Raw genomic sequence first — 16,699 nt, forward strand, 5'->3', positions numbered from 1 at the left:
CGCTCTAATGCTGGTACTTTAGAGTATATGCGCCAATCGCAACTCTTCGGAAAATCCAAAAAAGAAAAACCAGCGGATGAAATTGCAAAAAACGCCATCCTTCTTGAACAAGGCGGTTTTGTTTATAAGACCATGGCGGGGGTGTACGACTACTTACCACTGGGGTTTCGCGTGCTCGAAAAAATAAATACAATTATCCGCGAAGAAATGGATGCGATAGGCGGACAAGAGCTCTTTTTATCTGCACTACAGCCACGCGAACGATGGGAAAAAACAGGACGATGGGAAAAATTAAAAGAGATTATGTACCAATTCCGAGATAATTCCGGACGGGACATTGGACTTGCAACCACTCATGAGGAGGCGCTTGCCGAAATCGCGACGCAATCTATCCAGTCATACAAAGACCTTCCGCTTTTTGTGTATCAAATACAAACAAAATTCCGCGATGAACCGCGCGCAAAATCAGGACTTATGCGCGGACGCGAATTTTTGATGAAAGACCTCTACAGCTTCCATGCGTCAAAAGAAGACCTGGATGCCTTTTACATGCGCGCGGGAAAGGCGTACGAAACCATATTTTCACGAATGAACCTCCCGGCCCTTGCGACAGAGGCTGGTGGAGGAACATTCACCGATGACATTACTCATGAATACCAGGTGCTTTCCGAAGCGGGAGAGGATATTATTTTTTATTGCAAAAAATGCCATTTTTCCCAAAACAAAGAAATTGCCAATCTTGCCGAAGGAGACTCATGTCCCAAGTGCACGGGGGCGATAGCTACGGGGAAAAGCATTGAGGTGGGTAATATTTTCCGCCTCGGCACGACTTTTGCAGAAGCTTTTGGTCTCATGTACAGCGACGAAAAAGGAAGGAAATACCCCGTGTGGATGGGGAGTTACGGCATCGGCCCAGGACGCCTTATGGCTACCGCGGTTGAGGTGCATGCCGATGAAAGGGGAATTGCTTGGCCGAAAACATTAAGCCCGTTCCAAACCCACCTGGTAGCAATTTCCGGGAACGACCCCGGCATAGAAAAACAGGCAGAAACATTTTATACTACGCTTACGGAACGTGGCATCGATGTTCTTTTTGACGATCGAAAAGAAAAAACACCGGGAGAAAAATTTGCCGACGCCGATCTTATCGGCATTCCGCTCCGGATAGTTATTTCCGCAAAGACACTGACAGAGGACTCAGTTGAATTAAAAAAACGGAACGAGAAATCGGCGATACTTATTCCTAAAAAAGATATTGATACAATCATCGCATCATGCTAAACAATCTGTTCAGTTTGTATAACACAATCCCGACACCATATGAATCTATTCAATAAAATTTTTAGTTTATTTTCACACGACATTGGCATTGATCTTGGTACTGCAAATACGCTCGTCTATGTAAAAGGACGCGGCGTTATTATCAACGAACCATCGCTTGTCGCGCTGAACAAAAAAACAGAGCAGGTAGTTGCTATCGGGAAAAACGCAAAACAAATGATTGGGCGCACGCCCGCACATATTGGCATCATCCGCCCGCTTATTGAGGGCGTGGTGTCCAACTTTGAAATAACTCAAGAAATGCTCTCGTACTTCATCAAAAAAGTACACTCCGAGGGCAAGCAACTTTTTGCCCGTCCGCGCGTAGTCGTTGGTGTTCCGTCGGAGATTACAGAAGTCGAGCGCCGCGCCGTACGGGATGCGTCCCAGAACGCCGGAGCACGAGAAACATATTTGGTAGAAGAACCGATGGCAGCTGCCATCGGCATCGGGCTCCCCGTAAAAGAGCCGGTGGGTAACATGATAGTTGATATCGGCGGAGGAACGACCGACATTGCGGTTATTTCTCTTGGGGGTATTGTTACCTCTATGAACTTGCGGGTTGCCGGGGACAAGCTCAATGACGATATTGTTTCGTATTCACGAGACGAATTACGGCTTTTTCTAGGAGAAAAAACGGCCGAAGATGTAAAAGTTGCAATTGGCATGGCGTACAAAGTGGGCCAAACACAAGAATCAACCATACGAGGACGGGACATTATCAGCGGCCTTCCACGCGAAGTTATCATCACTGATGACGATATCCAAGAAGCAATGTCCAAGTCAATCAAAATAATTATTGAATCAGTCAAGGAAGTTATCGAAACTACCCCGCCAGAGCTCGTCGCAGATATCATGCAGCGGGGGATATACCTCGTAGGGGGCGGATCATATCTTCGCGGCATCGGCATGCTTATTCAGCGCGAAACAAAGATTCCCGTAAAAGTTCCCGATGACCCTATGTATGCGGTGGTGAACGGATGCGGCATCATTCTTGATAATTTTGAAGAATACCAAAGCGTCTTAATACAAGACAGCGAAGAGATTATTCCTCAATAATATTTTCTTTACCATTTTTTGTGTAATGCGGACCTTGTTTAAAAAAGGATGGCTTTTTATCATAGCGATTATCTTAATCGCTCTTTTTTCGTGGGGAGATGCGCGGCGCATGGGGGTATCATTTTTCATGCTCATCCAAAAACCATTCTCGGCAAGCGCCGAATATATATCCAATACATCAGCATATATCTGGAGCTATGTTCAATCCAAAGACCGCCTCACCGAAGAGCGTGATGCGCTCACTGCAGAGATAGAACGCCTGCGGACAGAACTTGCGCTCACCGAAGACATACGGAGCGACTACGATTCGCTCCTGAAGGCAATTGATGAATCTCCGGACGAAGGAACCATCGCGCGTGTCCTCCCAAATCCCTCATCCCATACATTTGGCATAATAACAGTGAACAAGGGAAGCGAGGACGGCATTCAGACAAACATGAAAGCCCTGCTTCATGGCACAATACTTGTGGGGTTTGTAGAAGAGGTATCCGCGCACTCAGCGCGCGTCCGCTTATTATCGTCATTCAACACAGAAACACAGTTAAAACTCGGTGATACACAATCTACTATTCTTGCAACGGGCCGGGGAGACGGCTTATTGCAGATTACCCTTCCGCGCGATTTTCCGGTTATCCCGGGGGACCGGCTTTTGTACATTGATTCGGCTCCATTCCTTGCTGCTATCGTTGACACAGTAAAAGAACCGGGGGCGGAATCAACCCGGAAGATTCAGGCAACAACACCATTTAATCCGAGAACTATTTCTCTCGTTGCTCTTGTTCCTTAATGAAGACATTCTTTCTCCGTACTGCTTTTTTCCTCATCGGAGCGGTTGGCATATTCCTTGCGCCGTGGGTAACGCTCGTGTGCGGCGCTTTTTTATTTTCACTCTATTTTAAAAACCCGCTTGAAATACTTATCCTTGGCTTAGCATTTGAATTTCTTTCCGGCATTCCTCCGGGAACTGTCATTCTTCCGCTTGCATTTACCATAGCGCTCCAAAATGAGCTTAAGGACCGCTTGGATGCTGACTCGTTCATCGCGATAGTAATCCTCCTTGCGGTTTCCATATTTGTATTTATCTCCATCCGGGCGCTTTTTTTGCTCATCTTATTCGGCTATCCGGGCGTTCTCGCGTGGCAATTTTTCACCCTTTTTTAAGCTGACGAAAACAAAAATGCTATGATATCATACATATATGGCTAGTTATTCCATAATCATACGAAATGGCCGCGTTATTGATGGGAAGCGCTCCGCCCCCAAACAGGCGGATGTTGGCATTAAGGACGGCAAAATCATGGCAGTCGGCGATCTTTCGGTTGAAACGGGAGAGAAAGAGATAGACGCACGGGATCGCTATGTTGTGCCCGGATTTATAGATATCACCTCACATTCCGATACGTATTGGACGCTTTTTAACTATCCGCTTCAAGAAAGTCTTTTGTGGCAAGGCGTTACCACTATTATTGGCGGCAATTGCGGTGCGTCACTCGCACCCCTTGTCTCCGGACAGGAAATAGAGGCGATACAAAAATGGACCGACACAACAACAATTAATATCAACTGGCAATCAGTGGAGGAATTATTTGATGAATTGGACCGCCATCGTTTTGGTGTTAATGTGGGAACTCTCATTGGATTCGGAACAATACGCCGCGGAGTTGTAAAAAACATCAATGCTCCCGCGTCAACCGGAGAAATAGAAAAAATGAAATTTCTGCTCCAAAACGCAATCAAGGCAGGGGCATTTGGCCTTTCAACAAGCCTTGGACGTTCCCACGAACAACTTGCAAGCAAAGAGGAGCTCATGGCACTCTCCGAGGTAACCGCGGAAGCGGGCGGTATCGTAAAGTACCACCTCCGCAATGAAGGGGAGGGAATACTCCCGGCGCTCTCCGAGGCAATTGCGATTGCTCGAGACATTACAAGCAACCACCCGCCGACAAAAGAAAACCCGCGCCCATTCCACACGCATATTTCGCATTTTAAAATTCTTGGGAAACAGTCCTGGCCGTTCTTTGACGAAGTGTTGCACATGGTAGAACAAGCGCAGAAAGACGGTATTGCGATAACTATGGACATGTTCCCGTATACACGAACCGGGTCAAGCCTGTATCTTTTGTTGCCATCCTGGGCCCGCGAAGGTGGCGGAGACGCAATGCTGAAACGATTGAGCGAAGAAGAAACGCGCAAGGCAATACAGGAAGATTTAAAAAAGCTCACACTGCATTATGAAAGAATAGTTGTCGCAAGTACCTTCCGCGATCAAACAGCGATCGGCAAAACAATAGCGGAACTTGCTGGGGAAACAAGCCTCACACCAGAAGAGGTTATTTTGAATCTTCTCCAAATCAACAATCTCAATGTTTCCATATTTAACGAAGTCATATCAGAAGAACATGTAATAGCGCTCGCGAAACGCCCGTACATTTATTTCGCATCGGATGGCGCGGGATTTAATGTCACAAAAAAGACCCCGAATATACTCCCGCACCCGCGTTCTTTCGGCGCATTCCCTCGTGTATTGAGCGAATTCGTTAAGGAAAAATCTATTCTTTCGTGGGAAGAGGCAGTCCATAAAATGACATACCTCCCCGCAAAGCTTTTGGGCATAGACGACCGGGGGGTAATCGAGAAGGGCGCGCATGCCGACATTGTTGTCTTGCACCCCGAAAAGATACTCGACAAGGCAACATACGAAAATCCGCTTCAGTATTCGGAGGGTATAGAGGTTGTATGCTTAAACGGTGAGATTGTTCTTGAGAACGGGGAAATCAGAAAAGATCCCGCGGGAATCGTTGTCAAAAAACAAAACGGGACATCATAACCCGTTTCTCTTCGATAATGAAAACATATTCATGGGATAAACCGCTTTTCTTTATTTCGCTCGCGCTTCTTGTTATCGGAGTGTTTGTTTTTGCGTCAGCGGCAATCGGCCTCATCGGAGGGAACGCGGAATCTCCCATATCGCTTTTCTTCCGCCAGATACTGCTAGGCGTCGGTGCGGGAAGCATTCTTTTTTTAGTAAGTCTTTTTATTCCTTTCACCTTTTGGCAGAAAACATCTGCTGTTTTTCTTGCCCTTGCGTTCGTACTCTTAGCGTTGGTGTTCGTCCCCGGAATAGGGATTATTGCCGGAGGAGCGGCGCGCTGGATAGATGTAGGGCCAATATCGCTTCAGCCTGCCGAACCGTTCAAATTCGCGTTTATGATGTATCTCGCTGCATGGCTTACGTCGCACAAAAAAGACATCCCAACATTCCGTTCCGGCCTGATTCCGTTCCTCATTATGGCAGGCATCGTGAGTGTATTTTTTGTCTTGCAACCCGATGTAGGGACGCTATTTGTTATTTTAGGAGCGGCAACTCTTCTCTTCTTTGTGGGAGGAGGGAGACTTAAACATATTGCTCTTATGGGTGGCTTAGGCGCTCTGCTTCTTGCGGCTCTTGTCGCTGCTGAACCATATCGCCTTGAGCGCATACAAGTATTCTTAAACCCGCAAGAAGACCTGGATGATTCGGGATACCAGCTCCACCAAGCCCTTATCGCTATGGGCTCCGGGGATATATTCGGACGGGGATTCGGACAAAGCGTACAAAAATTCCATTACTTGCCCGAGCCGGTGGGGGATGCGGTTTTTGCGGTTGTCGGGGAAGAGTTCGGGTTTATCGGCAGCGTATCGCTCATTGTGTTGTTCCTGCTTTTTTTATGGAGAAGCGTTTATATTCTTGCGCGGGTGCCTGACCAATTTGCTCGACTGTTTGGCGCGGGAATTGTTATAATGATAGTATTCCAGTCATTTATCAATATTGCAGCAATAATCGGTATCGTCCCCATGACCGGTATTCCTTTGGTGTTTATCAGCCAAGGGGGGTCATCGCTTGCAATTACTCTTGCCGGTATTGGCATCCTGCTGCATATCTCAAAATACGCACGAGCATAATCATTTAATCCTCACCATAATCGCGCGCATCCTATGAAAATACTTTACGCCGGAGGCGGTACAGGCGGACACTTTTACCCCATCATCGCCGTCAACCGCGCCATCCGGAAAATAGCTGAAGAAAATCAGATTTTAGAAATAAAAACGTCATTTCTTTCGACATCTCCGTACGACAAAGATTTGCTTCGCCAAGAAGAAATACAATTTACTTGGATCCCCGCGGGAAAGATGCGACGGTATTTTTCTTTGCTTAATTTTTTTGATTATTTCAAAATGGGGCTTGGCATTATCAAAGCAATACTCAACATATTCATAGATTTGCCGGATGTGATTTTCGCAAAAGGGGGCTATGCAAGTTTTCCTGCGCTCGTTGCCGGACGATTTTTTAAGATTCCTACTATTATCCACGAATCCGACTCCATTCCCGGACGCGTAAGCGTATGGGCGGCATCCTTCGCAAAACGGATAGCTATTTCATTCCCTGAAAGCGTGCATTATTTCCCAAAAGAAAAAGTGGCGCTTACCGGACAGCCCATATGGCCGGTTGTCCTTGGCGGTAACGCGGAAAGCGCGTATGCGACATTCGGACTCCAAAAGGGATTGCCAACACTTCTTGTCATGGGCGGCTCGCAGGGCGCACTAAAAATAAACGAAGCCGTTCTTTCCATGCTCCCATTCGCGTTACGCAATTTTCAAATAATCCACCAAACAGGAAGTGCTCATATCAAAGAGGTTACTGACCGCGCCGGCATTATTCTTGAAAAAGAGAATTTCAAGGCACGCTATCATCCGGTGGCATATCTTAATGAGGCGCAACTCCGGGATGTATCACAAATAGTCGATGTTGCTGTATCACGCGCAGGTGCAGGATCCATTTTTATGCTTGCGTCGTGGGAAACGCCCACAATTTTTATTCCGTTGCCGCACGCAGCACAAGACCATCAGCGTGAAAATGCGTACGCATACGCGCATTCGGGCGGCGGAACCGTTATGGAAGAAAACAATCTTACGCCGCATTTACTTTTTGAAGAGATTAACCGCCTCATATCTGACACAGAGCTCCGGAAGCGCATGAAGGCGGGTGGGCGGAATTTCGCAAAAAAAGATGCAGCCGAACAAATCGCAAAAGAAATTATCAATCTCGCGCTTGAGCACAGCTGATATGAGTGTACGGGTCCGCATAGCACCAAGCCCCACGGGGCCGCTTCACATCGGTACTGCACGTACGGCGCTTTTTAACTATTTATTTGCAAAGAATCAAAAAGGGACGTTCGTACTCCGTATTGAAGATACCGACAAGGAACGATCGGAAAAACGCTTTGAAACAGATATCAAAGAGGCGCTTGCCTGGCTTGGAATATCCTGGGACGAAGAGGCCCTCCAATCGGATCGGCTAACATCACACACCAAGTATTTGGAGCGTTTGCTTTCCGAGCATAAGATATTCTGGTGTCCGCATACCGAAGAGGAGCTTTCCGTAGAGCGCGAAAAACAAATGCAGGACAAACAGGCTCCGCGCCATGTCTGCGAATTCAGAAATGGCGAGAAAAATGCAGACGGAAACGGCATACTTCGTTTTAAGAATGATGCAGATACTGAGCTTACATTTGAAGATATCGTGCGCGGAACGATAACATTTATGCCCGCGCTCCTGGGAGACTTTTCAATAGCAAAAAAACTTGATGAACCGCTGTATAATTTTGCAGCAGTCGTAGATGATGCAGAAATGAACATAACCCATGTCATCCGCGGAGAAGACCATATCCCAAATACGCCGAAACAAATTCTCATACAGGAAGCCCTTGGTTTTGTCCGGCCCGCATACGCGCATCTTCCGCTTATCCTTGGGCAAGATAAATCAAAACTTTCAAAACGGCACGGTGCTACAGCCGTTACGCAGTACAAAAAAGAGGGGTACCTTGCCCCCGCTCTTGTTAATTTTTTAGCGCTTCTCGGCTGGCGTCCTGAGCAAACGAGACAGGGGAGTAATGAAGACATATTCAGCACAGACGAACTTATTGCGCTCTTTTCCCTCACGGATGTGCAAAAAGGGGGTGCCGTGTTTGATATTGAAAAACTTAAATGGATAAACGGGATGTATATCCGTGTCACAGATCCAGGGGACCTTTCGCAATTATTATTCCCGTACCTCAAACAAACTTGGCAAAATATCGCAATTGCCCGTCCTGAGTGGTGGCAAAGCATATCCGCCCTTGAACAAACCCGTCTGGCTACCCTTGAAGAAATAACCGAACGTGTCGACTATTTTTTTGAAGACCCGATAGCGCGTAAAGAGCTTCTTCTTGAAAAAGGGGGCACTGCGGACGAAACAAGAAATCGTCTGCAAACTGTTCTTAACGCACTTCAAAATATCCCAAAAGAATCATTCACTCATACCGCCGTTCACAACGCTGTTTTCCCGTATGCCGAAGCTGAGGGGAAAAAGTTTGTACTATGGCCATTCCGCGTTGCGCTCACCGGTAAAAGCGCCTCGGCCGGATTATTTGAAGTTGCAGAAATACTTGGGAAAGAACAAACCGAAAAACGCCTGAAAAACGCTATTGAAACATTGACAGCGTAATATTTTTATGAGAAAACCGTATACGCATTGGGTCATCCGTTTTTGTGTAGGAGTATCGGCAATACTTCTTTTTTTGCCGTCCGCAATACCAAGCCGCGCGGCAAATGTAGATGAACTGCGAAGCCAACTCCAAGCAAAAGAAAACGCAATTGCAGAACTTGAGGCGGAAATACGGCAGTACCAAAAAGATATAGAGGAAACGGGGAAAGAGGCAGATTCTTTCCAGGCAGAAGTAAACCGTCTTACTACGACTATTAAAAAATTACAGGCGGACATTACCGTTACCAGACGTAAGATAGAATTTACCGGCATTCTTATTGAGGAACTTGATCTCGGTATACAAGAAAAAGAAGAAAAGATACAAAAAGACAGAAGACTCCTCGGGGAATTTATCCGCGAATTGAACGATACGTCATCGCAAAGCATGGTTGAAATACTGCTTGCAAACGCAACGCTCTCTGATTTTTTTGATTCGCTCCATTATGTAGAGACTCTGCAAAATGTAACCCAGCAACAGTTAGATGAACTCCGCACCATTAAACGCGAACAAGAAGAGGAAAAAGCAGAGCGGGAAAAGGAAAAAGCAACGCTTAATTCTCTTGCGGGCGAACTACAAGACCGGACCGCTATAGAAAAAAGTGCGCGCGATGACAAGGCGTATCTATTGGATATTACCCGGCAAAAAGAAAGCGAATACCAAAAATTACTGGATGAGCGGCTTGCGAAAAAAGAAGCGCTCGAGCAAGAGATACGAGGCATTGAAGACCAGATCCGGGTCGCCATTGATCCAAATTCGCTCCCGCAATCAGGGACCGGTGTTCTTGGTTGGCCATTAGAATATGTCTCTCTGTTGAGCTGCTTTCGCGGCGGAAATGGCTCTAAAAATTGCATAACACAATTTTTTGGAAACACTGACTTTGCTACCCAAAACCCGCAAGTGTATAACGGCAAGGGACATAACGGCACAGACTTTCGTGCTACCACCGGGACGCCTCTGTATGCAGCCGAATCCGGAATAGTGCGCGATGTGGGGGATACCGATCAACAATGCCGCGGAGTGTCGTATGGCAAATGGGTACTTATTGACCATAACAACGGGTTATCAACCCTATACGCGCACCTATCACAAATATCGATTGCTTCAGGGCAAACGGTTGTCCGCGGACAACGCATCGGGTACAGCGGCAACACCGGCTATTCTACCGGACCCCATTTGCATTTTACCGTGTTTGCAACGCAGGCGGTTCAAGTTACTTCGCTTAATCCGAACGATACATATTACTACAAAAGCAAAATATGCGGAACGCCTCTGCATTTGCCAATATCACCCCAAAACGGCTATCTAAACCCCTTGAGTTACCTCTAGGGGGGGTTATAACCAGCTAACGCCCAAAACACACCACCAACCCCCCCCCGTATTGGTTGTTTATTGATAAGAGCTCGCTCCCATTAGCTCCACGAGTTTACAGGACTATATCTTGTGGGGTATAATAAAGATATGGAGAAGGGTATTATCCAAATTCTTATTATATTCATACTCTTCGTTGTTGTATTGAGCCTTCTTGGTGTGTCGCTCTCATCTCTCACCCAAAACGAAACGCTCCGCAACAATTTTTCTTTTGTTTGGCATTGGTCCAGTTTTATCTGGGAGAATTATCTTAAAGCACCTACAACCGCCGTGTGGAACTTCTTCGTAGAGTTTATATTCACGCCGATAAAGGAACAGATAAAAGAACACCCGGTCACCGAACCTTCCCAGTCATAAGTAAATACTCGCCATTCTGATAATTGACAAATAGCATATTTTATGCTACTATTTTTCTATTCCAGAACATTAAAAAGAGGGGAAAGGAGAAGACGTATGAACGCTATAGCTGGTTTTTTTCTTTTAATGATTGCTGCTCCAAAGAACCGATCCAAGATACTCTCTGCGGGTGTACGGATAAGCTGTACAGAACACTGCAAACCGAAATGCCTAATATCGCAAACGTGATATTTCCACAGGTTGGAAGAGCTCTCAAGAAAAATAAACAATGACAACCACTGAACAAACCGATATGAATCTTGTTAAGGACGGCACGCCATTAAACAGATCAGATACAATGTATCTGATCTGTTTTTTATTCCAATTTGATACGAGGGAAGCGGTCTCATCATAGGCCTCACACTATATATGTCGCAAAAGGTATATTGTGCGACATTGTATATCTCTAGAACCGCCATTTCCCCTAACGGAGACGGGCATTTATAATGGATATTATATGGTGCCTCAAATATTTAAATGGATAGTGATTCTTGTGCTTGTGTATGCGGCGGTGTATACATCTATGTGTTTTTCTTTACCGCGCATCTTTGATGTAGATTTTCAATTGTGGGGCTTTATACCCGGAACTGACCCCATGCTCTGTAAGACGCCTCAGCCTCCGGTATCACCATAAAAGCCTATGCGTATCTCCTATTCAGCACTGGAATTATTTGAACGCTGCCCGCATGTATTTAAATGCGTTGTGCTTGATAAAGTACGCCTCCCAAAAACTAAGGAGGCATTTTTGGGTACTACGGTGCACGAGGCTCTTAATTTTTTATTCACAAAAAACCCCCTCTTCCCTACTGTAGACGAGGTTGTTAGCTTTTTTAATAAAAAGTGGGAAGAACGCATAGAAAAAATATCATTCAAAGACGATTACGAAAAAAGTGCGCTTCATAAGAACGGCACAGACATGCTCACGCGTTTTTACAAAAAACATCCTGCATGGAACTTTACGACCCTTGGTCTCGAAACCCGGTTTGAGGCTCCCCTTCAGGATCCTGAAACCGGCGAGACGCATACGCTTTCGGGCATCATCGACCGCGTAGACAAAATAGATGACAATACATACGAAATAATTGACTACAAAACCGCGCGCAGAATGCCCGCGCAAGACCACGCCGATAAAAACTTGCAGCTTGCGATATATCACCTGGGAGTGCTTTCCCGCTGGCCGCACCTTGCGGGTAAAAAAATAAAACTCACATTGCAATACCTCCAGCACGGCGAGCATCTTACAACCGCGCGTACCGCCGAGGAACTCAAGGCAACCAAGCAAAAAATACTAGCAACAATACGCGAGATACAAGACCGCCAAAAACGCGACGATTTTCCTGCGCAGTCCTCTCCTCTCTGCGCTATGCACCCATACAATAAAATATGCCCCATGTGGAGCTATTTGTACGCAAAAAAAGACACACCCCACAATCTGGACGATACTGCCGCCCAGAACACACTCAAAGAGTACATCGCCCTAAAGACCGCGGCCCAAGAGACCACCGCCCGCATCAAAGAGCTTCAAGCGGTTCTTTTGGGATACATGAGAGATAAAAAATTTGAACGCTTATTCACCGATGAGGGCTATGTTACGCGCACTATCCGCGAACAAGATATTTACGATATTGAGAAAGCGCGTCCTGCGCTTGAAGCAATTAACAAATGGGGGGAGGTGCTTGCTGCGGACCACAAGAAACTCGAGAAATTAATACCCCTACTCCCCTCCCAAACAAAAAAACGCCTCACAGACGAAGCGCTTTTGCGTAAACGCACAACGGAATCTCTTTTGATGCGAAAGAAAAAAATTATGCCCGAAGACCTTGAATAAGTCGTATCCTCCTGATATTCTTTCCATAAACGAACATTACCAAGGAAAACCTATGAGCGTGCATGCAGTCATATTTGATATGGACGGCGTTATTTCAGACACTCAAAGTGTCTGTGCGGCAATAGAATCAGACATGTTGCAAGAACACGGGATTCATATCTCCCCCAGCGAGCTTACGGAACAATACGCAGGCACTATGAGTTACGACATGTTCCCTGCCGTATTCAAACAATTCAATAAAACAATGCCGGACATCAAACCGCTTGCGGAAGAACGGTGGAAAAGAATATTCAAAGCAGTTCAGGGAAATATCAAAGCAATTCCCGGCACGATTGCATGCATTAAACATCTCAAAAAAGATGCTACGCCCATTGCTGTTGCGAGCGCTTCACGTATGGATTTTATCGCACTCGTACTTACAGAATTATGCATCTTGTCTGACTTTGACGCAATTGCAAGCGCTCAAGAGGTCCCAAACGGGAAGCCGGAACCGGATGTGTTTTTGCTTGCCGCAAAACGTCTTGGGATACATCCCAGATATTGCATTGTAATAGAAGATGGCATACAAGGCATGATCGCGGCAAAAAAAGCAGGCATGAGATGTATCGGTCTTGTGCAGAGTGATATTTTAGATAAGAATAAATACCCCGCAGACATTCTGGTGAGAAGTTTGGCACATATTGATTTAAAAAACATAAAATAAAAGCGTACCCGAAGATACGCTTTTTATTTTTTGTTATGTCGAACCTCTTGTTACCTGACAAATTATAAGAATGCTGCTTGTGCCTGCTTTGTTTTACGTTTCTATTTTTCTCCCATCCCGCGGGAAGTACGGTTTTTTTTGAAACTGCTGCTGTTCTTGCTCCGAGTCTAATGTTTGTTTCATCATTTGGATGAGCTGCAAAGAAAAATGACGCAAACCATACGCAAGCGCACGAGACGCTTTTTGGAATAACTTATTATTTCTTACACCATAAAGGCCAAGTGTTTCTTCCGTTGCTTGCACCGATAGCTCTACGAGCGCCTCACCGATGCTTTTTACCTGGGCATTTTCTTTCTTTACTGTATACGCAATATCAAGCGTTTCTCCGGAGAAGACATGCTCATATCCCTCGCCTTTTTTATACGTTATTTTTTCTGTCCGCATACCCGCATAAAACCCGCTCGCAAAAAGAACCGCAACGAGCAATAGCACAAACAGTGAGTGCTTTTTCCTTATATTCACCTCTCAAACACCTCCTTTAATTTGATTAAAATTATAATATATATTTTAAATACAGTCAATATCTATATCCCCTCACAGTTCTTTGCCGCCCTATACCCCAAACTCTCCGCTTCTTCCTTTGATGAAAATAGGATTTTATTTTCTTCTGCTATACGGAGCGCTCCTGAGCATCCCGGTAAATGGTACACGCTTCCGTTCTTTGAGCCCACATACATGCCGTTTTCTACGCTCTCCCCCGCCGCGCTGCCTAAAATCCCCAACGAAGCGCCTTCCTCCTCAACACGAACTGAAAACGCGCTATGCTCGCCTAAAATGACTGAAAAACGCCCCAATCCAAAGCCAATAACGGCTATAAGAAAAAAGCTCCCAGCAAGAAAAAGATCGCTTGCGTTGTCCCGTATCCATCCCTGCCCGCCGAAGCCTTGGCGAATGGGGGTCTTGATATCCTTATCATTTTCGGGTATCATAAGAACTATTCTAGTAAATAGCCTCACAATAAACAACTATGGCACATACCAAAGCCCAGGGTTCAACAAAGAACCTACGGGACTCAAAACCAAAATATTTAGGGATAAAATTATCTGACGGCGCGAAAGCGCAGGCAGGTTCTATTATCGTTCGCCAGCGCGGAACAAGGTATACTCCGGGTAAAAATGTGGGCATCGGCAAAGACCACACGATATTCGCACTCAAAGACGGAACCGTGGCATTCAAAGAAAAAAGAAAGACTGGCTTTAACGGAAAAACAAAAAAAGTAAAAGTTGTCTCCGTCGCATAATAAAATCCCTGGACTTGTCCAGGGATTTTATTTTTTCTTTTTCACTGCTACCCGCAAAAATTCGCGGAATAAGGGATGGGGCTTGAGCGGACTTGATTTGAGTTCGGGATGAAACTGCGTCCCTACAAAAAATGGATGATTCTTTATCTCTATAATTTCTACCAAATTGCGCTGAGGATTTGTGCCGGCGACCACCAGCCCCGCTTCTTCCAGGCGCTCCCGGAAATCATTGTTCATTTCGTACCTATGGCGGTGGCGTTCAAAAATATTTTTTTCCTTGTACGCCCGAAAGCTTGTAGTCCCTTCTTTCAGCGCGCAGGGATACATCCCAAGACGCATTGAGCCCCCATAGTCTTTGTTCTTTAGATTAACCTCCTGCTCAGGCATAGTCGCAATGACCGGATGCGGGGTTTGTGATTGAATCTCTGTTGTATGCGCTTTCCGCATGCCTCCGACATTGCGTGAAAATTCAATGACTGCGAGCTGCATGCCGTAACAGAGTCCAAGGTACGGGATATTGTGCGTACGCGCATATCGGATTGCTTTTATTTTTCCTTCAATGCCACGTTTCCCAAAACCGCCCGGAACGACAATACCGTCAAATTTTTCGAGCTCACGCACACGAGCCGGTTTTTTTTCATACTCTTCGGTGTCTATCCAGTGTATTTCGGGTTTAAATCCAGACCGCCATGCTGCATGCTTAATCGCCTCAAGAACAGAAATATATGAATCGGAAAGCATAAAATTTCCCGTAGCAAAGTACTTCCCCGCAACCGCGATGCGGACCGTCTTTTTTATATTTTTAATACGCCGCACCAATGCCCGCCATTCACGCATATTGCTTTGCCGCCGCTTTAAGCCGAATTTTGCAAGCACCCGCTTCCCAAGGTTATCCTTCTCAAAATTAATAGGAATCTCGTAAATGCTTTCAATGTCAGGGGCCGATACTACATCTTCTTCGTTGATGTTGCAGAATATCGCTATCTTTTGCTTCCGAGGCGCATCAATCGGATGGGCGGAACGCGCAAGTATCATGTCCGGCTGGATACCGATACTATTGAGAATGCGTACCGCGTGCTGCGTGGGCTTCGTTTTCATCTCCCCTATCATTTTCGGCACCGGCAAATAACTTACCATAATGAACATCACCTTATCCGGTGCTTTCAATTTCATCATACGGCCCGCTTCCAGGAATATGTTGTTTTGATACTCACCTACTGTGCCTCCCACCTCTATCAGCACAAAATCAGCCTTTGTTTTGCGCGCTGCAAGTTCAATGCGTTCTGTTATCTCTCCGGTGATATGCGGGACCACTTCTACACATTTCCCGCCATAATACATTGCCCGCTCCTTTGCGATGACTGATTGGTAAACCTGGCCTGTCGTCATATAGTTGTACCGGAACATCGGAGCGCCCAGAAACCGCTCATAATTCCCGATATCCTGATCACACTCCAAACCATCATCAGTCACAAAGACCTCACCGTGCTCTACGGGGTTCATGGTTCCTGCATCCACATTTAGATAGGGATCAATTTTTATGGCTGTCACCGAAAAACCGTAGCTCTTGAGAATGTTACCGATGGATGCCGTTGCGACACCCTTACCGATGCCCGACATTACTCCGCCTAAAACAAAAATATACCTGGCCATAATATCTATGAACGAGTAAAAAGAAAAATGAATTGGTAAATAAATTTATTCCTTCGCCGAAACTACTGTTACCGTAATCGTTGCCTCAGCGCTCCCGCGCTGTATACGAACCATATGCTTCCCCTCCTCCTTTATCGGTTCTTCAAGAAGGATATCTTCTTCAGCAATCGCAGAAAACCCTGCTTTGCTAATAGCGTCTACGATGTCCTTTGCATGCAGTTTTTTGAACAGTGCGCCCTTGTCGTTTGTCTTTGCAGTGATTTCTATTGATGCCTTTGCAATCTCGCCAAGCGCCTCTTTTAACAATGTGGTGCTTTTCTCTAGTGTTGCTGCCTCTTCCTGCTTCTTCTGTTCAAGGGTCTTAAGCGCATTCGGCGTTGCCTCTACCGCAAGATGCTTCGGCAACAAAAAATTACGCGCATAGCCGCTTTTAACCTCCTTTACATCGTTTTTGTGCCCAACGCCGGGGACTTCGTTTAAAAATATAACCTTCATATGTAATTATTCAT

Annotated in this window: 17 protein-coding genes; 13 read left to right on the forward strand and 4 right to left on the reverse strand. The window is 45.8% G+C overall.

The genetic code is table 11. The annotated features are described in order from the left end of the window. The first annotated feature begins 27 nt into the window (after window positions 1-27). The 12 genes from COU47_00080 (at window position 28) to COU47_00135 (ending at window position 13,237) form a co-directional block, all read left to right on the forward strand. On the forward strand, window positions 28-1,281 hold the full coding sequence (locus COU47_00080) for a hypothetical protein (protein PIR69824.1): 1,254 nt from the start codon (window positions 28-30) through the stop codon (window positions 1,279-1,281). A 39-nt stretch (window positions 1,282-1,320) separates the two neighbouring features. Beyond that, the gene (locus tag COU47_00085; protein ID PIR69825.1) at window positions 1,321-2,379 is read left to right on the forward strand and encodes a rod shape-determining protein; all 1,059 of its coding nucleotides are present in this window, start codon (window positions 1,321-1,323) and stop codon (window positions 2,377-2,379) included. Between the two features lie 25 nt (window positions 2,380-2,404). Next, window positions 2,405-3,166 (forward strand): hypothetical protein, encoded by a 762-nt coding sequence (locus tag COU47_00090; GenBank protein PIR69826.1) that lies wholly within the window; start codon window positions 2,405-2,407, stop codon window positions 3,164-3,166. Further along, complete coding sequence (locus COU47_00095) at window positions 3,166-3,540, forward strand: hypothetical protein (protein ID PIR69827.1); 375 nt, start codon at window positions 3,166-3,168, stop codon at window positions 3,538-3,540. Before COU47_00090 ends, COU47_00095 begins: the two co-directional genes overlap by 1 nt. Before the next feature lie 37 nt (window positions 3,541-3,577). Next, the gene (locus tag COU47_00100) at window positions 3,578-5,206 is read left to right on the forward strand and encodes a hypothetical protein (GenBank protein PIR69828.1); all 1,629 of its coding nucleotides are present in this window, start codon (window positions 3,578-3,580) and stop codon (window positions 5,204-5,206) included. Between the two features lie 17 nt (window positions 5,207-5,223). Continuing rightward, window positions 5,224-6,321: a putative lipid II flippase FtsW gene (gene ftsW / locus COU47_00105; protein ID PIR69829.1), complete on the forward strand. Its 1,098-nt coding sequence runs from the start codon at window positions 5,224-5,226 to the stop codon at window positions 6,319-6,321. 33 nt (window positions 6,322-6,354) lie between these two features. Beyond that, window positions 6,355-7,482 (forward strand): hypothetical protein, encoded by a 1,128-nt coding sequence (locus COU47_00110; GenBank protein ID PIR69830.1) that lies wholly within the window; start codon window positions 6,355-6,357, stop codon window positions 7,480-7,482. Continuing rightward, the gene (locus tag COU47_00115) at window positions 7,427-8,902 is read left to right on the forward strand and encodes a glutamate--tRNA ligase (GenBank protein PIR69831.1); all 1,476 of its coding nucleotides are present in this window, start codon (window positions 7,427-7,429) and stop codon (window positions 8,900-8,902) included. The genes COU47_00110 and COU47_00115 overlap by 56 nt, the downstream gene beginning before the upstream one ends. Before the next feature lie 7 nt (window positions 8,903-8,909). Further along, window positions 8,910-10,268, forward strand: a complete 1,359-nt coding sequence (locus COU47_00120; protein PIR69832.1) for a hypothetical protein — start codon at window positions 8,910-8,912, stop codon at window positions 10,266-10,268. A 132-nt stretch (window positions 10,269-10,400) separates the two neighbouring features. Next, window positions 10,401-10,667 carry a hypothetical protein gene (locus COU47_00125; GenBank protein PIR69833.1) on the forward strand — a complete coding sequence of 89 codons (267 nt, stop codon included), beginning with the start codon at window positions 10,401-10,403 and terminating at the stop codon, window positions 10,665-10,667. A gap of 679 nt (window positions 10,668-11,346) precedes the next feature. Continuing rightward, entirely contained in the window at window positions 11,347-12,534 is a 1,188-nt protein-coding gene (locus COU47_00130) for a hypothetical protein (GenBank protein ID PIR69834.1), read from the forward strand. Between the two features lie 52 nt (window positions 12,535-12,586). Continuing rightward, window positions 12,587-13,237: a hypothetical protein gene (locus tag COU47_00135; GenBank protein PIR69835.1), complete on the forward strand. Its 651-nt coding sequence runs from the start codon at window positions 12,587-12,589 to the stop codon at window positions 13,235-13,237. A 93-nt stretch (window positions 13,238-13,330) separates the two neighbouring features. Here the strand turns inward: COU47_00135 and COU47_00140 are convergent, their stop codons facing one another. Continuing rightward, window positions 13,331-13,759: a hypothetical protein gene (locus COU47_00140; protein PIR69836.1), complete on the reverse strand. Its 429-nt coding sequence runs from the start codon at window positions 13,757-13,759 to the stop codon at window positions 13,331-13,333. A 62-nt stretch (window positions 13,760-13,821) separates the two neighbouring features. Beyond that, window positions 13,822-14,226, reverse strand: coding sequence for a hypothetical protein (locus COU47_00145; protein ID PIR69837.1), 405 nt, complete (start codon window positions 14,224-14,226; stop codon window positions 13,822-13,824). 38 nt (window positions 14,227-14,264) lie between these two features. On the opposite strand from COU47_00145, the gene COU47_00150 reads away from it, so the two are divergent. Further along, window positions 14,265-14,537 (forward strand): 50S ribosomal protein L27, encoded by a 273-nt coding sequence (locus COU47_00150; protein PIR69838.1) that lies wholly within the window; start codon window positions 14,265-14,267, stop codon window positions 14,535-14,537. Window positions 14,538-14,564: 27 nt separating this feature from the next. On the opposite strand, the gene COU47_00155 is transcribed toward COU47_00150, so the two are convergent. Together COU47_00155 and rplI are read right to left on the reverse strand one after the other, a co-directional pair. Beyond that, complete coding sequence (locus tag COU47_00155) at window positions 14,565-16,190, reverse strand: CTP synthase (protein PIR69839.1); 1,626 nt, start codon at window positions 16,188-16,190, stop codon at window positions 14,565-14,567. 45 nt (window positions 16,191-16,235) lie between these two features. After that, window positions 16,236-16,685 (reverse strand): 50S ribosomal protein L9, encoded by a 450-nt coding sequence (rplI, locus tag COU47_00160; GenBank protein PIR69840.1) that lies wholly within the window; start codon window positions 16,683-16,685, stop codon window positions 16,236-16,238. Between the last annotated feature and the right edge of the window lie 14 nt (window positions 16,686-16,699).

It is taken from the genome of Candidatus Niyogibacteria bacterium CG10_big_fil_rev_8_21_14_0_10_46_36, from assembly GCA_002772995.1.
In the GTDB taxonomy this organism is placed as follows: domain Bacteria; phylum Patescibacteriota; class Minisyncoccia; order 1-14-0-10-42-19; family 1-14-0-10-42-19; genus 1-14-0-10-46-36.

Coding starts and splice junctions, on each gene's coding strand:
- COU47_00115 (PIR69831.1), top strand. CDS start 7,427: ATGCAGCCGAACAAATCGCAAAAGAAATTATCAATCTCGCGCTTGAGC.
- COU47_00150 (PIR69838.1), top strand. CDS start 14,265: ATGGCACATACCAAAGCCCAGGGTTCAACAAAGAACCTACGGGACTCA.
- COU47_00095 (PIR69827.1), top strand. CDS start 3,166: ATGAAGACATTCTTTCTCCGTACTGCTTTTTTCCTCATCGGAGCGGTT.
- rplI (PIR69840.1), bottom strand. CDS start 16,685: ATGAAGGTTATATTTTTAAACGAAGTCCCCGGCGTTGGGCACAAAAAC.
- COU47_00130 (PIR69834.1), top strand. CDS start 11,347: ATGCGTATCTCCTATTCAGCACTGGAATTATTTGAACGCTGCCCGCAT.
- COU47_00080 (PIR69824.1), top strand. CDS start 28: ATGCGCCAATCGCAACTCTTCGGAAAATCCAAAAAAGAAAAACCAGCG.
- COU47_00110 (PIR69830.1), top strand. CDS start 6,355: ATGAAAATACTTTACGCCGGAGGCGGTACAGGCGGACACTTTTACCCC.
- COU47_00135 (PIR69835.1), top strand. CDS start 12,587: ATGAGCGTGCATGCAGTCATATTTGATATGGACGGCGTTATTTCAGAC.
- COU47_00145 (PIR69837.1), bottom strand. CDS start 14,226: ATGATACCCGAAAATGATAAGGATATCAAGACCCCCATTCGCCAAGGC.
- COU47_00100 (PIR69828.1), top strand. CDS start 3,578: ATGGCTAGTTATTCCATAATCATACGAAATGGCCGCGTTATTGATGGG.
- COU47_00125 (PIR69833.1), top strand. CDS start 10,401: ATGGAGAAGGGTATTATCCAAATTCTTATTATATTCATACTCTTCGTT.
- ftsW (PIR69829.1), top strand. CDS start 5,224: ATGAAAACATATTCATGGGATAAACCGCTTTTCTTTATTTCGCTCGCG.
- COU47_00085 (PIR69825.1), top strand. CDS start 1,321: ATGAATCTATTCAATAAAATTTTTAGTTTATTTTCACACGACATTGGC.
- COU47_00155 (PIR69839.1), bottom strand. CDS start 16,190: ATGGCCAGGTATATTTTTGTTTTAGGCGGAGTAATGTCGGGCATCGGT.
- COU47_00090 (PIR69826.1), top strand. CDS start 2,405: ATGCGGACCTTGTTTAAAAAAGGATGGCTTTTTATCATAGCGATTATC.
- COU47_00120 (PIR69832.1), top strand. CDS start 8,910: ATGAGAAAACCGTATACGCATTGGGTCATCCGTTTTTGTGTAGGAGTA.